This is a genomic window from Nostoc sp. FACHB-110 (genome assembly GCF_014697425.1).
GTDB lineage: Bacteria > Cyanobacteriota > Cyanobacteriia > Cyanobacteriales > Nostocaceae > Nostoc_B.
This window is the reverse complement of sequence record NZ_JACJRU010000046.1, coordinates 1-15,235: the sequence shown is the minus strand read 5'-3', so window position 1 is coordinate 15,235 and position 15,235 is coordinate 1. Positions and strand designations below refer to the sequence as shown.

General features: G+C 39.4%; 17 protein-coding genes. 6 read left to right on the top strand and 11 right to left on the bottom strand.

What is annotated here, in order from left to right:
* Window positions 1–38 precede the first annotated feature (38 nt).
* The 5 genes from H6G69_RS28200 to H6G69_RS28180 form a co-directional block, all read right to left on the bottom strand.
* The gene (locus tag H6G69_RS28200) at window positions 39–662 is read right to left on the bottom strand and encodes a Uma2 family endonuclease (RefSeq protein WP_190692428.1); all 624 of its coding nucleotides are present in this window, start codon (window positions 660–662) and stop codon (window positions 39–41) included.
* A gap of 256 nt (window positions 663–918) precedes the next feature.
* Complete coding sequence (locus H6G69_RS28195) at window positions 919–1,362, bottom strand: type II toxin-antitoxin system PemK/MazF family toxin (protein WP_190692427.1); 444 nt, start codon at window positions 1,360–1,362, stop codon at window positions 919–921.
* Window positions 1,356–1,598 carry an AbrB/MazE/SpoVT family DNA-binding domain-containing protein gene (locus H6G69_RS28190; protein WP_190692426.1) on the bottom strand — a complete coding sequence of 81 codons (243 nt, stop codon included), beginning with the start codon at window positions 1,596–1,598 and terminating at the stop codon, window positions 1,356–1,358. The genes H6G69_RS28195 and H6G69_RS28190 overlap by 7 nt, the downstream gene beginning before the upstream one ends.
* 283 nt (window positions 1,599–1,881) lie before the next feature.
* A complete protein-coding gene (locus tag H6G69_RS28185; protein WP_190692425.1) occupies window positions 1,882–2,079 on the bottom strand; it encodes a hypothetical protein in 198 nt (65 codons plus the stop codon).
* A complete protein-coding gene (locus H6G69_RS28180; protein WP_190692424.1) occupies window positions 2,080–3,216 on the bottom strand; it encodes a cob(I)yrinic acid a,c-diamide adenosyltransferase in 1,137 nt (378 codons plus the stop codon).
* Window positions 3,217–3,580: 364 nt separating this feature from the next.
* On the opposite strand from H6G69_RS28180, the gene fraC reads away from it, so the two are divergent.
* The 6 genes from fraC to H6G69_RS28150 all read left to right on the top strand — a co-directional run bounded on the left by fraC (window position 3,581) and on the right by H6G69_RS28150 (window position 8,733).
* The gene (fraC, locus tag H6G69_RS28175) at window positions 3,581–4,123 is read left to right on the top strand and encodes a filament integrity protein FraC (protein WP_190692423.1); all 543 of its coding nucleotides are present in this window, start codon (window positions 3,581–3,583) and stop codon (window positions 4,121–4,123) included.
* A 56-nt stretch (window positions 4,124–4,179) separates the two neighbouring features.
* Window positions 4,180–5,211 (top strand): septal junction protein FraD, encoded by a 1,032-nt coding sequence (gene fraD / locus H6G69_RS28170; RefSeq protein ID WP_190692422.1) that lies wholly within the window; start codon window positions 4,180–4,182, stop codon window positions 5,209–5,211.
* A 101-nt stretch (window positions 5,212–5,312) separates the two neighbouring features.
* Window positions 5,313–6,083 carry an ABC transporter permease gene (locus tag H6G69_RS28165; protein ID WP_190692421.1) on the top strand — a complete coding sequence of 257 codons (771 nt, stop codon included), beginning with the start codon at window positions 5,313–5,315 and terminating at the stop codon, window positions 6,081–6,083.
* A 100-nt stretch (window positions 6,084–6,183) separates the two neighbouring features.
* On the top strand, window positions 6,184–7,158 hold the full coding sequence (locus H6G69_RS28160) for a cysteine synthase A (RefSeq protein WP_190692420.1): 975 nt from the start codon (window positions 6,184–6,186) through the stop codon (window positions 7,156–7,158).
* Between the two features lie 86 nt (window positions 7,159–7,244).
* Window positions 7,245–7,577 (top strand): ferredoxin, encoded by a 333-nt coding sequence (locus H6G69_RS28155; protein ID WP_190692419.1) that lies wholly within the window; start codon window positions 7,245–7,247, stop codon window positions 7,575–7,577.
* 223 nt (window positions 7,578–7,800) lie between these two features.
* A complete protein-coding gene (locus H6G69_RS28150; RefSeq protein WP_190692418.1) occupies window positions 7,801–8,733 on the top strand; it encodes a DUF5331 domain-containing protein in 933 nt (310 codons plus the stop codon).
* A gap of 130 nt (window positions 8,734–8,863) precedes the next feature.
* On the opposite strand, the gene H6G69_RS28145 is transcribed toward H6G69_RS28150, so the two are convergent.
* The 6 genes from H6G69_RS28145 to H6G69_RS28120 form a co-directional block, all read right to left on the bottom strand.
* Window positions 8,864–9,394, bottom strand: a complete 531-nt coding sequence (locus tag H6G69_RS28145; RefSeq protein WP_190692417.1) for a GNAT family N-acetyltransferase — start codon at window positions 9,392–9,394, stop codon at window positions 8,864–8,866.
* Between the two features lie 74 nt (window positions 9,395–9,468).
* Window positions 9,469–11,490: an ABC transporter ATP-binding protein/permease gene (locus H6G69_RS28140; RefSeq protein ID WP_190692416.1), complete on the bottom strand. Its 2,022-nt coding sequence runs from the start codon at window positions 11,488–11,490 to the stop codon at window positions 9,469–9,471.
* 103 nt (window positions 11,491–11,593) lie between these two features.
* The gene (locus H6G69_RS28135) at window positions 11,594–12,568 is read right to left on the bottom strand and encodes an MvdD family ATP-grasp ribosomal peptide maturase (RefSeq protein WP_190692415.1); all 975 of its coding nucleotides are present in this window, start codon (window positions 12,566–12,568) and stop codon (window positions 11,594–11,596) included.
* A gap of 187 nt (window positions 12,569–12,755) precedes the next feature.
* Window positions 12,756–13,745 carry an MvdC family ATP-grasp ribosomal peptide maturase gene (locus tag H6G69_RS28130; protein WP_190692414.1) on the bottom strand — a complete coding sequence of 330 codons (990 nt, stop codon included), beginning with the start codon at window positions 13,743–13,745 and terminating at the stop codon, window positions 12,756–12,758.
* A 189-nt stretch (window positions 13,746–13,934) separates the two neighbouring features.
* A complete protein-coding gene (locus H6G69_RS28125; protein WP_190692413.1) occupies window positions 13,935–14,078 on the bottom strand; it encodes a microviridin/marinostatin family tricyclic proteinase inhibitor in 144 nt (47 codons plus the stop codon).
* Between the two features lie 89 nt (window positions 14,079–14,167).
* A complete protein-coding gene (locus H6G69_RS28120; protein ID WP_190692412.1) occupies window positions 14,168–14,308 on the bottom strand; it encodes a microviridin/marinostatin family tricyclic proteinase inhibitor in 141 nt (46 codons plus the stop codon).
* Window positions 14,309–15,235: the final 927 nt, after the last annotated feature.

The window sequence follows — 15,235 nt, the reverse complement described above, 5'->3', positions numbered from 1 at the left end:
CTTTTTGCTATTGCTGTTGTGGATGCTGCTGATTTTGATTAGCGACTCATGGCAAAAATCTGTTCAGCCGTTAGCGGAATGTGTGGAAATAGTTGCGAATCAATTTGTTCCTGTCCTCGAAATATCTTGGGGGGTAAATACTCTCCATCTTCCAGTTGATATATTGTGATAGTTGGCTGTTTCGGTGAACCAATAAACCGAATTCCACCAAAAGCAGCATAGTCTACAATTATGTACTCCAAAACACCCAAGTCTTCATATTCAGCCAGTTTTGTTAAATAGTCATCCTTCCAATTGTGACTTACAACTTCAATGATTCCTGGTGGTGGAATATATGCAGCAGCAGAACTAGAACTAGTTTTCATCCTTTGCCATTCTTCCTTCGCAAAGATGACAATATCAGCTTTGCGGCTTTTTTCTTTTTCTCCTAATGCTGTCTTCAACCGCACTTGCTTGGACTGTCGAGATACATAGGGTAGGTCATTTTCTTGGCAGTAATTTTCCAAGTAAGCACACAGTCGCTCAATTAAATCTTCATGATTAGCATTTGGTTCGGATAATGGCACAGGAATTCCATCCCCTAGCTCAAATTCTCTGCCTGAACCATCATCCCAGGCAAGAAACTCTGTAAAAGTCAGTGGTTGTGTGATGGCAATGTACATCGTTCTTGCTCTATTGCTGACGGGTACTTGACTCAATGCTACCAAGATATACAGATTTCTCGAGATTCCCAGCAAGAAGAATTATTGATAGCGATCGCCTCAAGTCAAGCGATAATTACAGTGCCCTCAAAGTAAGCAAATTCAACCCTTGAGAGCCATTGTTGCATATCTCTATTTCGCGGTATTGGCTGTGGGAGAAATGAGATAATGAACAATATTTATTAGTTTGCTATTAAAATACTATACAAAAGCTAATTTAGAAAATTAACGTTTCTAACTTTGCTTGCACTTCTTCTATTAAATCTGTTGAAACAGTTTCAACAAATTTTACTTTTCTAGCTTTCCAGTCAAGTGTTTTAATTTGATCAGCTAATACAACTCCTGCTGTTTTCATGTCTTCAGTAAGCGGAACTTCAAATTTAAGTCCTTTTGATTTACTAGTTATGGGACACGCCAAAACTAGAGAAGACATTTGATTGTATTTAATTGGAGATATAACGAGAACAGGGCGATAGCCCTGTTGTTCGCGTCCTTGTTGTTGAAGCTCATTATTCAGCGTTACAGCAATTTCTTCAAATGACATTCCAGCTTGGTGAAGGGCAAATGCACGCTGAATTGAATCAACAGTAAACTGTTTCTCGGCTCCAAATTCTAACTTGATAATATCTCCTCTTTCAGGAAAATATGGTTTAACTACCAATCTTCATTCCCCACAGCATTGCCAGTTTCAAATTCAGAATGAAAATTCTCAGGAGTCATCCCTTCCAATAACTCATCAAGAGTATATTTTCTTCTTTTTTGTGGCGTGATAATAATGCTGTTGCCTTCTACGGAAAAATCTATAGCGATGCCCTCAGTTACTTGTGCTTTTTCAGCTACCGATTTTGGAATCCTGATAGCTAAACTATTTCCCCATTTAGCAACAACAGATGTCATAGTTAGCTCCAAAATAATTTCGTGAAAACCTATACGTTTAGGCTTTAGCTTTCTTAGTCAAAGCAAAATGCTATAGGAATCGTACTTGAATATTGCTAAGTATACTGAGAAACGAACCTTTGTATGGCAAGCTTCTAGCCAATTTGGTTTTTCAGAAATCAAATATGAGTCCTATATTACATGTTTAATGTATATACTTTGAAGATACACATTAATCTACAAGGTGTCAACACCCGCGTATTTATTTATAAATTTCAGTATAAAAAATACTGTATTTCAAAAATTAGCCACGACCACACCAGGAAGTTGCGACGAATAGGCTCGTCAAAGTATGACTGTGCCTAATTATTACCATGAAAATGATCTCGATTGCTGAAAAAGCGATCGCTTGTTCACCTTTAACTATCATCAAAATACTACCAAGCAAAACAGCGATCGCTAACCCACCTATTCCCAAATCCCAGACATTAGTCTTATCCATTTAAAAATCAACTCCGCGTTTGAGTTCTACGCCCTGATTAGCATAGTGTTTGTGACAATAAACCTCAGAGTGGATACTGGCTAAATCAAAGTAAGCTGGTTGTTGTTGGCAACGGCCAGTGATAATAATTTCTGTGTCGCGGGGTTTGCGGAGTAAGGCTTGAACGATGGGTTCAACGGGGAGAAGTTCTAAATCAACAGTCGGGTTAAGTTCATCTAAAATGATAGTCTTATACAAACCAGATGCGATCGCAGTTTTGGCAATTTCCCAACCGCGTTCGGCTTCCACATAATCTAATTCTTGCCGAGAATTCCGCCAGACGATCGCATCTCTGCCACAACGTTGATGATCTACCACTTCTGGGTATGATTGTTGTAAAGCAGCGATCGCAGCATCTTCTGTATAACCGCTCCCACCTTTGAGCCATTGCATAATTAACACACGGGTAGAACCGGGATGGTTAATTCCTCTGCCAATTGCCTGTAAAGCTTTACCCAAAGCACTTGTAGATTTACCTTTACCCGCACCAGTATAAATTTCAATTCCCTCCAGTAGTAGCTGTTTGGCTGTAGGGTGGTGTTGGGGTTTCATTTCTGAGTGCAAATCAGCAATATCTAATAACTTTTCGGGTGCGCCGCGTCCGGTGGCGATAATTTCTAATTCCTGGGGTTTGGCTTTTAATGTCCGTACCACCTCATCTACTGGTAGCAAACCCAAATCCAGCACTGGGTTAAGTTCATCTAATACTACTACTGAATATAAACCAGAAGCGATCGCACCTTTGGCTACATCCCAACCCCGTGCTGCTTCTTGTCGGTCATAAGGTGTAATTTCTTCTGGGCCAAAAAATTCGGCTCTCCCTGTCCGCACTTGATCGATTAAATGCGGAAATCCTCGCTGTAAAGCGGCGATCGCGCCATCTTCATCATAATCCCGTTCTGGCCCTTTTAAAAACCGCAGCAGTAAAACGCGATTATAGTGGCTTGATGTATTTATCCCCAAGCCAATTGAGCGCAAAACCACCCCCAAAGCCGCTTGAGATTTACCTTTACCCACGCCGTCATAGACATGAATTTGTCCTGTCAGCCGTTCAGAACGCGCTTGTGCCGTGCGAATACCAATGCCGTTCCTTGTCATCTCACAAAACCCTGTAACTTGGCAGTCTCTCATCTTATAGCAGGGAAGCGGGAACAGGGAACAGGTAACAAAATTTGAATACTTAATAACTGATACAAAGACAATCAGAAAAAATCTTCGTTCAGTGCTTCCATAGCAGAATTAGCAGGATATATTAACAGGGTAAATAGGGGTATACTGGCACACCAAGATGGCAAATTGCGATCGCAGTTAACATAGCCGATTACAGGTTAATCAAGGACAAATTTGCATAACTAAGCTCTATCACCAGAGTTACCTGTTTTGTGTTCCTTGCTGTAATTGCCGTTATGAGCCTGATTATGCCCACTTACCCTTTTTAGTGACACCTTACCATTGACCCTCTATGTTTGAAGATTGGACTCTACCTAGACTTTTACCCCTTGGCGTAATCTTATTTAACCTGCTGTTTTTCCTGGTGGCGATTCCCCTAGAAAGTTACATTTTTAATCTCAGGCTAAAGTTTGATAAAAAAACTAGTATTTTTTATGCCATAGCCACTAATCTTTTTTCTGGTACTCTTGGCTGGATTATCTTTTTTTTCTTAGAGCCACATTTGCCAGTTGATATCAAATCAGAATTAATTAATTATGTATTTTTTAATAACTTTAATTCTCCCACTACCCAAGCAACCATTGTTTTAACTACTTTCATTATATTTTTCATTACTTTTTTAATGAAATTCTTACTCTTGCAATTATTTGTATTTACCTTAAGTGAAGAAGGTTGGAAAAAACCAGAAATCAAAGATACTTCACAACGGCGGCTATGGCGGCGTGGTGGCAGTGGCATTAGACTACAATCAACCAATTTAGTGATTACAACCTTAATAGCCAATTCTCTAAGTTACACTGCCATTACGATTATTTTATTAATTCGGAATCGTTAGTTAATCTTGAGACAATTATCTGAGCAATTAGTCATGATTTATTCTGAGGAGGCACAATGAACTTTTTATTCAAAGATTTATTTGGGGTATTTAAATTTGTTGAAGATATTTATGACAGAATTAGAAAAATCTTAGTACCTAAACAAGCATATGCTTGGCAAACACTGATTTATTTAAGTGTATTTTCTTGGGCTTTGTCATACTTTGCCGTAGGTATCATTAGAGATGTGATTGCCGTTTGCGGTTGGTTGTTTTTAATTGCTGGGACTGCTTGGTATACAACAGATGATCCACTGCGAGTTCCTGGAACTTTCATGCCAGTGGGTGCAGTCATTACCGGATTTTTGGTGAGTGTTTTTGCCTTTGGTAATCAACAAGATGTCATTACACCCAGAACTATCGTACTTTGGCCGACAATTTCGGCTTTAATCACCGCAATTCCTGAATTTATTGAAGGTACAGATACAAGCTCAAAAGCGCAAATTCCAAAACCAGAAGCCAGGCAGAAAATTATCATTTTGGTCGCCAGTTGTATGATTCTTAGCTGCTGGCTGCAATTTTATTATGTTATGGATAACTGGTTAAAAGAATATCCCAGTGTGTTAAGTGATAATTTTCAGCGTAGTACCTTTGTCAGAAGAACAGATTTGATTGTCGAAAAAGTGCCGCGAAATGGAGTATTAATTTTAGATAAACTGCAACCATTAGTAGAACAGCAAATAGATGGGAAGCCTTGGTCACAAGTCGAAAGATGGCTAGAAAATGCCCAAGTTAATGTCAACAATTTAGGTAAAACAGTCATCCAAAAAAATATCGGTCAATATGAAGAAAGTCAAGTCTGGCGAGTAGAATCAAGAGTAGATAATCTCAAAGCTAGTGGCTACAGATTAAATTTATTAAGTATTTGGCGCGGCCCCACTTCTAGAAGACAAGGGTATTATCTGGCAAAATCTTGTAGGGTTGACCCGGTAGCAATTTCTAATAAAAAAGTCATTACCAGTACTAATCCTGAAGATAAAATTGCCGTCGGCGAAATTCAATGCGATCGCGTTACTAAATTTGTGGCAGCACCACCACCTCCGCGTTAGCAGCAATTAGCAAAATAGTAGCCAAAATTGAGGAAATTACTAATGACAAATCACCAAGAAAAATGACAAATGAATATTGATAAATGACTCTTAATTAAGCAATGAGAACCTTTGTAATTGCCAAAAATGTATTTCAGGAAGTAGTCCGCGATCGCATTTTGTATGTAATTGGTTTTTATACGCTGCTGCTAGCGATTACTTGGCGAATACTCCCAGAATTTGCAGCTAGTACAGAAAACAAAATGTTTTTAGACTTTGGGATAGTGGCGATGAGTGCCATTACCTTAATTGTCGCCGTGTTTATTGGGACTGGACTAGTTAAAAAAGAAATTGATAAGCGGACTATTTTAGTATTAATTGCTAAACCAGTCAGCCGCAGCGAAATTATCTCTGGGAAGTTTTTGGGTTTGACGGCTGTCATCGCTGTTTTAATTAGTGCAATGACGGTGATTTATCTAGTATTTCTCCAACTAGAAAATATTCCCCATCCCACATTGAGTATTTTAATTGCAGCAGTTTTTCTATTTATTGAGTTAGCTTTAATGACTGCTGTAGCAATTACTTTGGGTGTATTTACTAATTCACTACTAGCAATCACCTTAACATTTGCTGTTTACTTAATGGGTAATATTACGCAAGATTTAGTCAAACTGGGACGTTTAAGCCAAAATTACGCAGTAGAACACGTAATTCAAGGACTATATCTGGTTGTGCCAGATTTATCACGCTTAGATTTAAAAAACGACGCAGTTTATGGCTTGCAAGCATTACCCAGTGTCACGGTCTTAATCTCCAATGCTGCCTATGGGGTAATTTACAGTATTATGCTGCTGGCGATCGCTAGTTTTATTTTCTCCAAGCGCGAATTTTAAATAATTTCGCCTCATACACAGAAAATCTATGTATAAGCCGTATATCCAACCGCCTCAATAAGCCAAAATTTTTATAGGTAAGAATTCGAGCAGATTGAAAATGGATATTAAAAACGGCTTCATCGGTACTGTCGGAAATACACCCTTAATTCGCTTAAACAGCTTCAGCGAAGAAACAGGCTGCGAAATTTTAGCCAAAGCCGAGTTTCTCAACCCAGGCGGTTCTGTGAAAGACCGAGCCGCACTGTATATTATTGAAGATGCCGAAGCAAAAGGTTTACTTCAACCAGGTGGTACTGTAGTTGAAGGAACCGCAGGTAACACTGGTATTGGACTGGCGCATATTTGCAACGCCAAAGGCTATAAATGCCTGATTATCATTCCCAATACCCAATCCCAAGAAAAAATTGATGCACTCACCGCACTGGGAGCCGAAGTACGTCCTGTCCCCGCAGTACCCTACAAAGACCCGAATAACTACGTCAAGCTATCAGGGAGAATTGCTGCGGAATTAGAAAATGCCGTCTGGGCCAATCAATTTGATAATTTAGCCAACCGCCTTGCCCATTATAAAACCACAGGCCCCGAAATTTGGACACAGACAGATGGTAAAATAGACGGATGGGTCGCGGCCACTGGCACAGGCGGAACCTTTGCTGGCGTAGCGTTGTACCTCAAAGAAAAAAATCCGGCGATTAAATGTGTTGTTGCCGATCCTCTAGGTAGTGGACTTTATAGCTATATCAAAACAGGCGAAATCAAACTAGAAGGAAACTCCATCACCGAAGGCATTGGTAACAGTCGCATTACAGCAAATATGGAAGGCGCACCTGCCGATGATGCCATTCAAATAGATGACACAGAAGCGTTGCGAGTCGTTTACCAACTACTACAAAAAGATGGTTTATTTATGGGTGGCTCGACAGGTATCAATGTCGCAGCAGCAGTTACCTTAGCTAAACAATTAGGCCCTGGTCATACCATAGTTACTATTCTCTGTGATAGTGGTTCTCGCTATCAATCACGGATATTCAACCGCGACTGGTTAGCTTCTAAAGGGCTATCGATAAATTAGTAGTTAAGAGTTAATTGACAAAGCACAAAGTTCTGAATTGAGGCTGCCTCCGTTCAGAACTTTGTACGAGAGGACAAAGCACAAAAATGTCAAACATCACTCAACCATCAAACTCAGCACCCAATCACAAAGTATCTACCAACAGGTGCGTGCGGGTTTGTCTCCATCGCACTTGCAAAAAGCAAGGTGCAGCACAAGTTTTAGAGGCTTTGGCAAAGTTGCCAGTCCCAGATGTCACCCTTACAGCTAGCAGCTGTTTGGGACAATGTGGCAACGGGCCGATGGTGTTAGTTTTACCAGATATGGTTTGGTATAGCGGCGTGAGAGCCAAGGAAATACCTCTATTAGTAGAACAGCATTTATTAGGTGGTGAAAGGGTCAAGCAGATGCTTTATTATCGGTTTCATCCCCAGGGATAAACCTAATTTTTCACTCAGCCCCTCAACGGGGCTTAGTGAGTGTGGGGTGTAGGACAAGAGATAGCCACAACAAACGCACTCAATCAAAGCCCAGTCTTTTCAAGACGATGGCCTTGGTCGGAATTTCCTGCTTTCTTAAACGCCGTCTTCCCCACACCCTACACCCTACACCCTGTTTTTAACATACAGGTCTGCACTATCTTTGACTCAAGCGAGGCATCCGATGAATATTCAGCAGCTACGTCAATCCTTAAAAATGAAGTGGCTGAATTACTATCACCAAAATCGTTCCTGGCTGGTAAAAATGCGAGTCTGGGGAACTTATAATGGTTTGCGCCGCCCCTCATCGGGTTATATTTTGGCTACTTTGTCCGTTTTAGAGCCAGAGTTTGAGCAGATGTTGGCTTTTATGATGGATTTAAATAATAACCCCGATGCAATCGTCACTGCTTTGGGTCTGAACTTCAACCCCGAGGAGGAGTTGCGTTTAACAAATTTAGACACTTTAGCTCAAAATCAAAGTTACAAAAAATCTCCAGAAGTAATGCGTCTGGAAGAAAAACCATTGCGACTTGCACCTGGAGGCGAAATGATTGCTCAACCTCTAGTCAAGTTGCCTATGACCGAAAAAATACCTACGGATGTGCCACAAGTCAATAAACCTTTATCAGCATTTGCTGTTGCGCCTAGAGTTACTCTCCAATCTTCAGCAAAGGCTTTACAAGCTGTGCAGCTATCGCCAAATGGAGTATCTACCAGTAAACCAGTACGAGCGCTCGCTTTAACAACTACAGTTCCCAGTAACGGAAAAACCATCGCCTTAGCCATAGAAGTTCCTAGCCAAGGCAAATCATGGAGTAGACGCATAGTAGCTAATTCTCAGACATCACTAGCGGCTATGCCAATCTCAAACACAACCGCACCGGAAAGACCCAATCAAGTCAACAGTGTTGAGTTGAAAGAACACTCACAAGTTAAAACCAAGACTGGAGATGAATTTTCCGGTATCAAGCCTGCTATGAGTAGTGAGGCATATATCAAGTATGAAATTCCTAATTACTCAGCACTTAAATCAATTCCGCAAACGAATGCCCGGAGTTTAGCTTCTTGGGTTGACGAATTTTGTCAAGGTAAAGCCTGGAATTATGAGCCGTAAAGAGTAATAAGAGGCGTTGAGTTCGTTGCAAGTCGTAATTAACTCAATCTCATCTTGATTCACAATCACATCGAGAAACTCCATATTCATATCATCAAAACAGTGCTGACGGATCTAGTTCTTCTCTACTTCAAACTGTCGCTGTTTTGCATAATTTCCATACCAGGACTTTTTCGCGTGATTCTATAAGTTGCATTCCTATTTTTTCTAGCACCCGTTTTGAAGCTAGATTCTCGGGAGCGCATCCAGCAGTAACGCTCTGCACACCAGGTTGAGACAATGCCCAATCTATCACGGCTTTGGTAGCTTCAGACGCGTACCCCTGTCGTCGATATGAAGGAGCTACGTAATAGCCAATTTCTAAGGAACCAGTAGGTGAAAATGTGCTATCTGGAATAACTTTAACCATAACATAACCGATAAGCATATTTTCTGCTTTATGAATGATTAAACTTCCCCATCCCCATTCACGTTGAAACTGATATTTACACAGAATATCTGCAATGTCTGGCAAAATTTCTCTAAATTCTTCACTCTGCCAGTCTGGTAAAACTTTTACACCTAGAAATGATGCTAATTCAGCATTTCCTATGATTGCTGCTTTGACTACCTCTAGCGTAAAAGGTACTAAATTGAGCCTTGTTGTCACAAGTTTTTCCATACTATGAAATTAGATTGTTACTGCAATTTTTTTAATTTTTTCAATAACTTCTAACAGATATTAAGTGAGTGGATTTAATTTCTTATCCATTTCAATACCTGCGGATCTTTATTGTAGCGATATGTAACATTATCTTTTGTAGTAATCGGTTTTCCTTGATTTGCTTTGCTTCTAATAGTGCTAAGAGAATAGTCTGTTAGATTTTGGATTTCTTTATGAGAAAGTCCGACAATTGTGGCTGTTAATGCCGAGTTTTCTGTTGCTAAAGAAAGTTCTTTTTCAGAGGAAATATTTATTGTACTTTCCTCCTGTTTAACTGGTTTAATAGCAATTCCTTTTTGCAATTGATAATCTTCTATAGAAACAAGCTGCCAACTAGATTCTTGTGAAAGCTCTAATACCCATTGATGATAATTAAATAAGCTTTCTCTATGCCCAACACTAATAAAAGTTGTTTTCGTTGCTTGTAATTGTTTATATAAATTACTTTCGTTATTTAAATCTAATGCACTGGTAGCTTCATCTAAGATTGTGAAACTAGGATGTGTAATTAACAGCCGTGCAAAAGCGAGGCGTTGTTGTTCTCCTAACGACAGTATATTTTCCCAAGGAACTTCCGTATCAAAACCATTTACGCGGGTTAACAAATGGTGTAGGTTAACTTGTTGCAAAATTTCTTTCAGTTCTTTGTCACTCATTTTCCGATCTGTATGGGGATAAAGCAACTGTTCGCGCAAAGTTCCCAAAATGATGTAAGGTCTTTGGGGTAAAAATAAGACTTCTTTGAGGGCAGGACGCACTAAACGACCAGTTCCTGCATTCCATAAACCAGCGAGCGCTCTTAATAAAGAACTTTTCCCCCTACCACTAGGGCCAACAATCAATAACCCTTCGCCTGGCCCAACAGAAACTGACAAATCTTCAACAATTGTCTGTTCATAATTTGGCGTTTGTAAAGTAACATTTTCAAACGCCAATCGTTTTTCTTCTAAGACTTTAATAGTACTGACATTTTCCGGTTGTTTACTAACAGCTTGTAAAGCATCCAAAAACTGAGCTAACCGTTGTACATAACTAGAAAAACGACCTGAAACACCAAATTGAGCTAATAGTTCTCCCAGAGCCGTAGAAAACATGAAGCAAGTTATACTAATTTGGTTAATTTCTCCATAATCAATTTGATCCTGAATAAATAAAGGCGTAAGAATATAAGCCGAAAATACACCAATTGCTGACTGATATGCTCTACCAAAAGCATCTTGCCCTCTCTCCCAATTCAGCCTGTGTTCAGCAGTTTTTATTACATTATTAAATCGGCGTTCAATTATGTTTAATTCTTCCTGTTCTCCCTGAAAAAACGCAATTGATTCAGCATGATTACGGACATGAGTCAAGCAATAAGCAAAGTCTGCTTTAAACGCAATTTCTTCTTGATTAATTTTATTTAAGTATTGATTTAAGTAAACAGCTATAAAATTACCTATAATTGTATAAATAACTAAATAGACAGCTATTTCTACAGAAATTGTCGAGAGAATTATTATAGAACTTCCCATTACTAGAACTTTTTCTAGGAAGGTAGTGGAAAAATTTAACGCATTGCTGATAATAGGTTCTATTTCTTGTGACAAACGTTGGTCTGGATTATCTATATCAGATTTAAAATTAATTTTATAATAAGCTTGATGACTCAAATATATTTTTAAAATATGATTATTTAGCCATTTGTACCAATCAAGAATAATTTTTTTCTTAACATATCTTAAAAAAGTTACTGTGATGACGCTCAGTACAAGAATGATATTAGATAGCCATAAAGTACTATAATATTTATCAAGGTTCCTCTCTTCAATAATAATGTCAGTGACATAGCGATTCCAGTAGCTATTTGCAGCATCTATACCGACAAATCCCACTATCAATAATACTAAGAGAATCAGCGCTCCCCATGAGCGAATCACCGAGGAAAATGCTCTTCCTTCTGCTTTTGTTGGATACCAATAAGGTTGAGCGACTACTTTTACATCCTGCCAAAATTGGGTAATAGCTGAAAAAGGATTTGTTGTAGTTTGCTCACGTACAGATGGAGTTTGCATATTATAAAATATATAAACAAATATTAAACTTTAGACAGTGGTTGAGAATTTGAGCTTAAATTTGCATTCTCAATCGCCCAGCCAAAATTGTTTACCTGATGCCCTATTTTTGAGTAAGTAAAATTTCCGCGATCGCCTGCGAGATAGGATAATGTGGTGAATATATCTCCATCCAGAAAAACTCCCCGACTGGGTTCACTTCCAGGAATACGTGGCGACCATCAGGAGTGACAATAATATCAATTGCTCCGTAGTTTAAGCCAAACTCAGCTATTAGCTTGAGCAGCTTTTTCTCAATATCTGCTGGCAATTCGTAAGGCTGCCAATTCTTAACTAAAGCTTTCCCTTCTTTGCGCCAGTCGTAAGTTGATCCTTCCAAGCTTTGCGAATCTACTGCGGCTGTAAATACGCGGTGTCCCACAATAGTTGTCCGCAATTCCAATGCTTTCGGCAAGTTTTCTTGAAATGTCATTGGACAAAAACGCAGTCCTTCCATATTCTCCAGATCATCATCTGTAACTGGAGTGGTAAACACAACGTTTTCTCGCCCCTGTTCATCATAGATAGCAAAGGAGGAAAGCATCTTGGTGATGATCCCTTGCTCACACTCTTGAGCAAATTGCTTAACTGCTTCGGGGTTGTTGGAAGTTAGGGTACGTGGAGTTAAAAGTCCAACTTCTTGGGCAACTTTTAACTGTAGTTGTTTATTATTAGCTCGATCAACATTTGCCATTTTGTCGAAGTGAAACCCCTGGAGGCTGGCAATCATACCCCTGACAGTGGCGCGACATTCCTGAATTGACGCATCTCTGTATTGCTTGTCCATTGAGTCGGGGAGTAGATGCCCGTAGCGCATCCGCCGATACCAAACTGAGGATACCTCACTCAAATCAAGCTTTTGTTCGCCATCCGTAATAATTATTCGTTCAGTATCACCAGAGTAAATATCTAGCTTGACTTCGGTAGGGTATCTATCTGTGTCAAACCGAAATGCTTTTTCGCCTAAGGCCTCAATTGCTTTGATGACTAGGGGAATGCTTTCGTTATCTTTGCTAAATGTGACTATTAAAACGGTCATAGAAAGTATGAAGTATGAAGTGTGAAGTGTGAAGTATGAAATATTTAATTCTTAGCGTTGCAGAGAAAGCGGGATGATTTTGTTAGTCACGCTGGGAACTGTATTTCCCCTACAACCCACACTCAGACAAAACACAAAAACGTTCAGTCTGAAGTTACTACAGCGAACACAGAAGCATTATAAGGCACTATTTATTTTGGGAAAGAAGAGCATCGGCGATCGCATCGGAAATTGGCAAGTCTAAATCTTTCTCCAACATTCCCCATTCTCCTACGGGGTTGTTTTCCAAAAAAACGTATTCGCCCGATGGTGTGAGGATAAAATCTAACGAGCCAAACAACAGCCCAAATTTACCCATAAAAGCTTGCAAACGACACACAAATTCATCCGGAACCTGGTGGTGTTGCCATGCACCAACTTCTACACCAGGTTTACGCCAATCAGCTTTAGCTGCTGCATACACATCTGCATTCAGCGCGCCTACAAATACATTGCCATTTACATACGCTACACGTAGTTCCTGCTGCTTGGGGATTTGCTCTTGAAAAACCATTGGGCAATAGCGTAGTGATTCGGCATCTTGCAAGTCTTCTTCTTTAACAGTGCTGGTGTAAAGGAAGAACGACGAGTTAGCTTCCATACTGTAGGAAAGAGTCGTTAAAAGCTTGCTCACCATTTTGCCGTTGACTTGCTTGAAAAACTCTCTTGCTGCTTCGGCTTTATTCGTAACCAGAGTTTGGGGAATAGTAAAACCTACTTCAGATGCAACCCGCAGTTGACGCAGTTTGTTACCTGCATAATCTATTCGTTCTAAATTATCTACCCAAGTAGCTTCTTTGAGGCTGTCCCAAAAACCATTTAAAGTTGCTTTTGATTCTTTAATGCAAGCTTCTCGGAATTTTGGCGCTAACTCTTCACCCAGGTTTGGTTCCCAAATACGACGCGTCCACACAGCTTGCACCTGCTGGGTGCTGATAGATTGGTTGTTATATTCTATAGTGTGGTAGCTTTTATTCTTGTCAAAATGTGCTGTTAATTGTACTTCTAGAGGAAACTTGTCAGTATCTAGACGAAATGGTTGCGCCCCTTTTTTTGACAAGGCTTCAGCAACTCTATCTATTGTAAAAAAATCGCCACTGTGGCTGATTAATAAAACAACATCACGAGACAGGTGCATAAAATATATAAATATTAAAGTATGTCAACATCTTTATAGATCCCTGAATTCTTAAAGAATTCGGGGATCTATAGGCAATCGCCTGCATATTATGGATTAGGTAAGATGAAAGCGATCGCGTTTTCAAGAGTAGCCTTTAGGTTTTAAATAACTGCTACTCCCTTAAATTGCCGATGGAGCTAACGAGATTTAGTATTCTTCCCAATCGGAAGGGTACTTTTTAGTACTATTGTAAGGAGCAGTGTCAGACACTTCAGCCACTTGCTCTTCTAAGAAACGCGCAAAGAAAGGTACTGCTTCAACGTTTGCTGGTTTTACAGTGTTTGTAGACATGGTATGATTCCTTTATATTCGTTGTTAACCAGGAGTAGGAGTTATTTGATAACTCTTACTCCCTTAATTGCCAATGAATCTAACGAGATTTAGTATTCTTCCCAATCAGAAGGATACTTTTTAGTGTCGTAAGGAGCAGTATCAGACACTTCAGCCACTTGCTCTTCTAAGAAGCGAGCAAAGAAAGGTACTGCTTCAACGTTTGCAACTTTTGTTGTGTTTGTAGACATAGTGCCATTCCTTAATATTGGTTGTTAACCAAGAGTAGAAGTTATTCAATAACTACTACTGCCTTAATTGGCGATGAAAAAGACGAGAGTTACTTGTCTTTCGCATCTATCTTAAACTCGAAAGTCCAAAGCCAAAAAGGAGTTTCTATTCCTTCGGTGGTTTGTTCTTTCAAAAAACGCGCAAAAAACTTTACCATTCCCACATCTACAGTTTTGACTGTGTTTGCAGATATGTTTTTTGTTAGGTAAATTTATTGGGCAATTAAATATATATCAGCAATCAAATATGTGGTCAAGGACAGTTAAGACAGTTAAGAAATAAGTATCTTAACAGAAATTAGTTAACAATTAGCAACATTATCAATACGATTGCCACATTACGAAAAATTTAAATCGAACTACAGAGACGCAGAGTTCACGAAGACCTACTTAAAAAATCTTGAGCGATCGCAAATCCATCTAACATCACGCTATTATCGAGTATCGTGGCTTTTGCGTGCATGAATTCTGGCATCTATCTATGACTGGTTCTAACTCTCACTATCTACTAAAAGAATCTATCATCACCCTACACCTCATACAGACATAGGGTAGACCGCAGTAAGCTTTAAATAAGGGCGTTGCATAAATGCGGGATGAATTGAGATGTTTAACAAAAATAAAATATTGATTCTTCGCGCCTTTGCGCGAAACAAAAAACATCCCACTAATCAGCAATGCCTAAATAAGTAGTGAAATATTAAAAGTACATGGATGCTTTAGTTTCTGCTTTAAGCGAATATCCTGAATCAATATTAGTTTGTGAACGAGATGAACAAGGCTGCTCCGAAAAACTTACCTAAACTTACTCAAAGAAAGTTGATTAGTTTAGTGTTTTCTTCCTGCTTCAATCAAGGTAGTCGGCTACTGCTTGTCCACAGGCGTTAA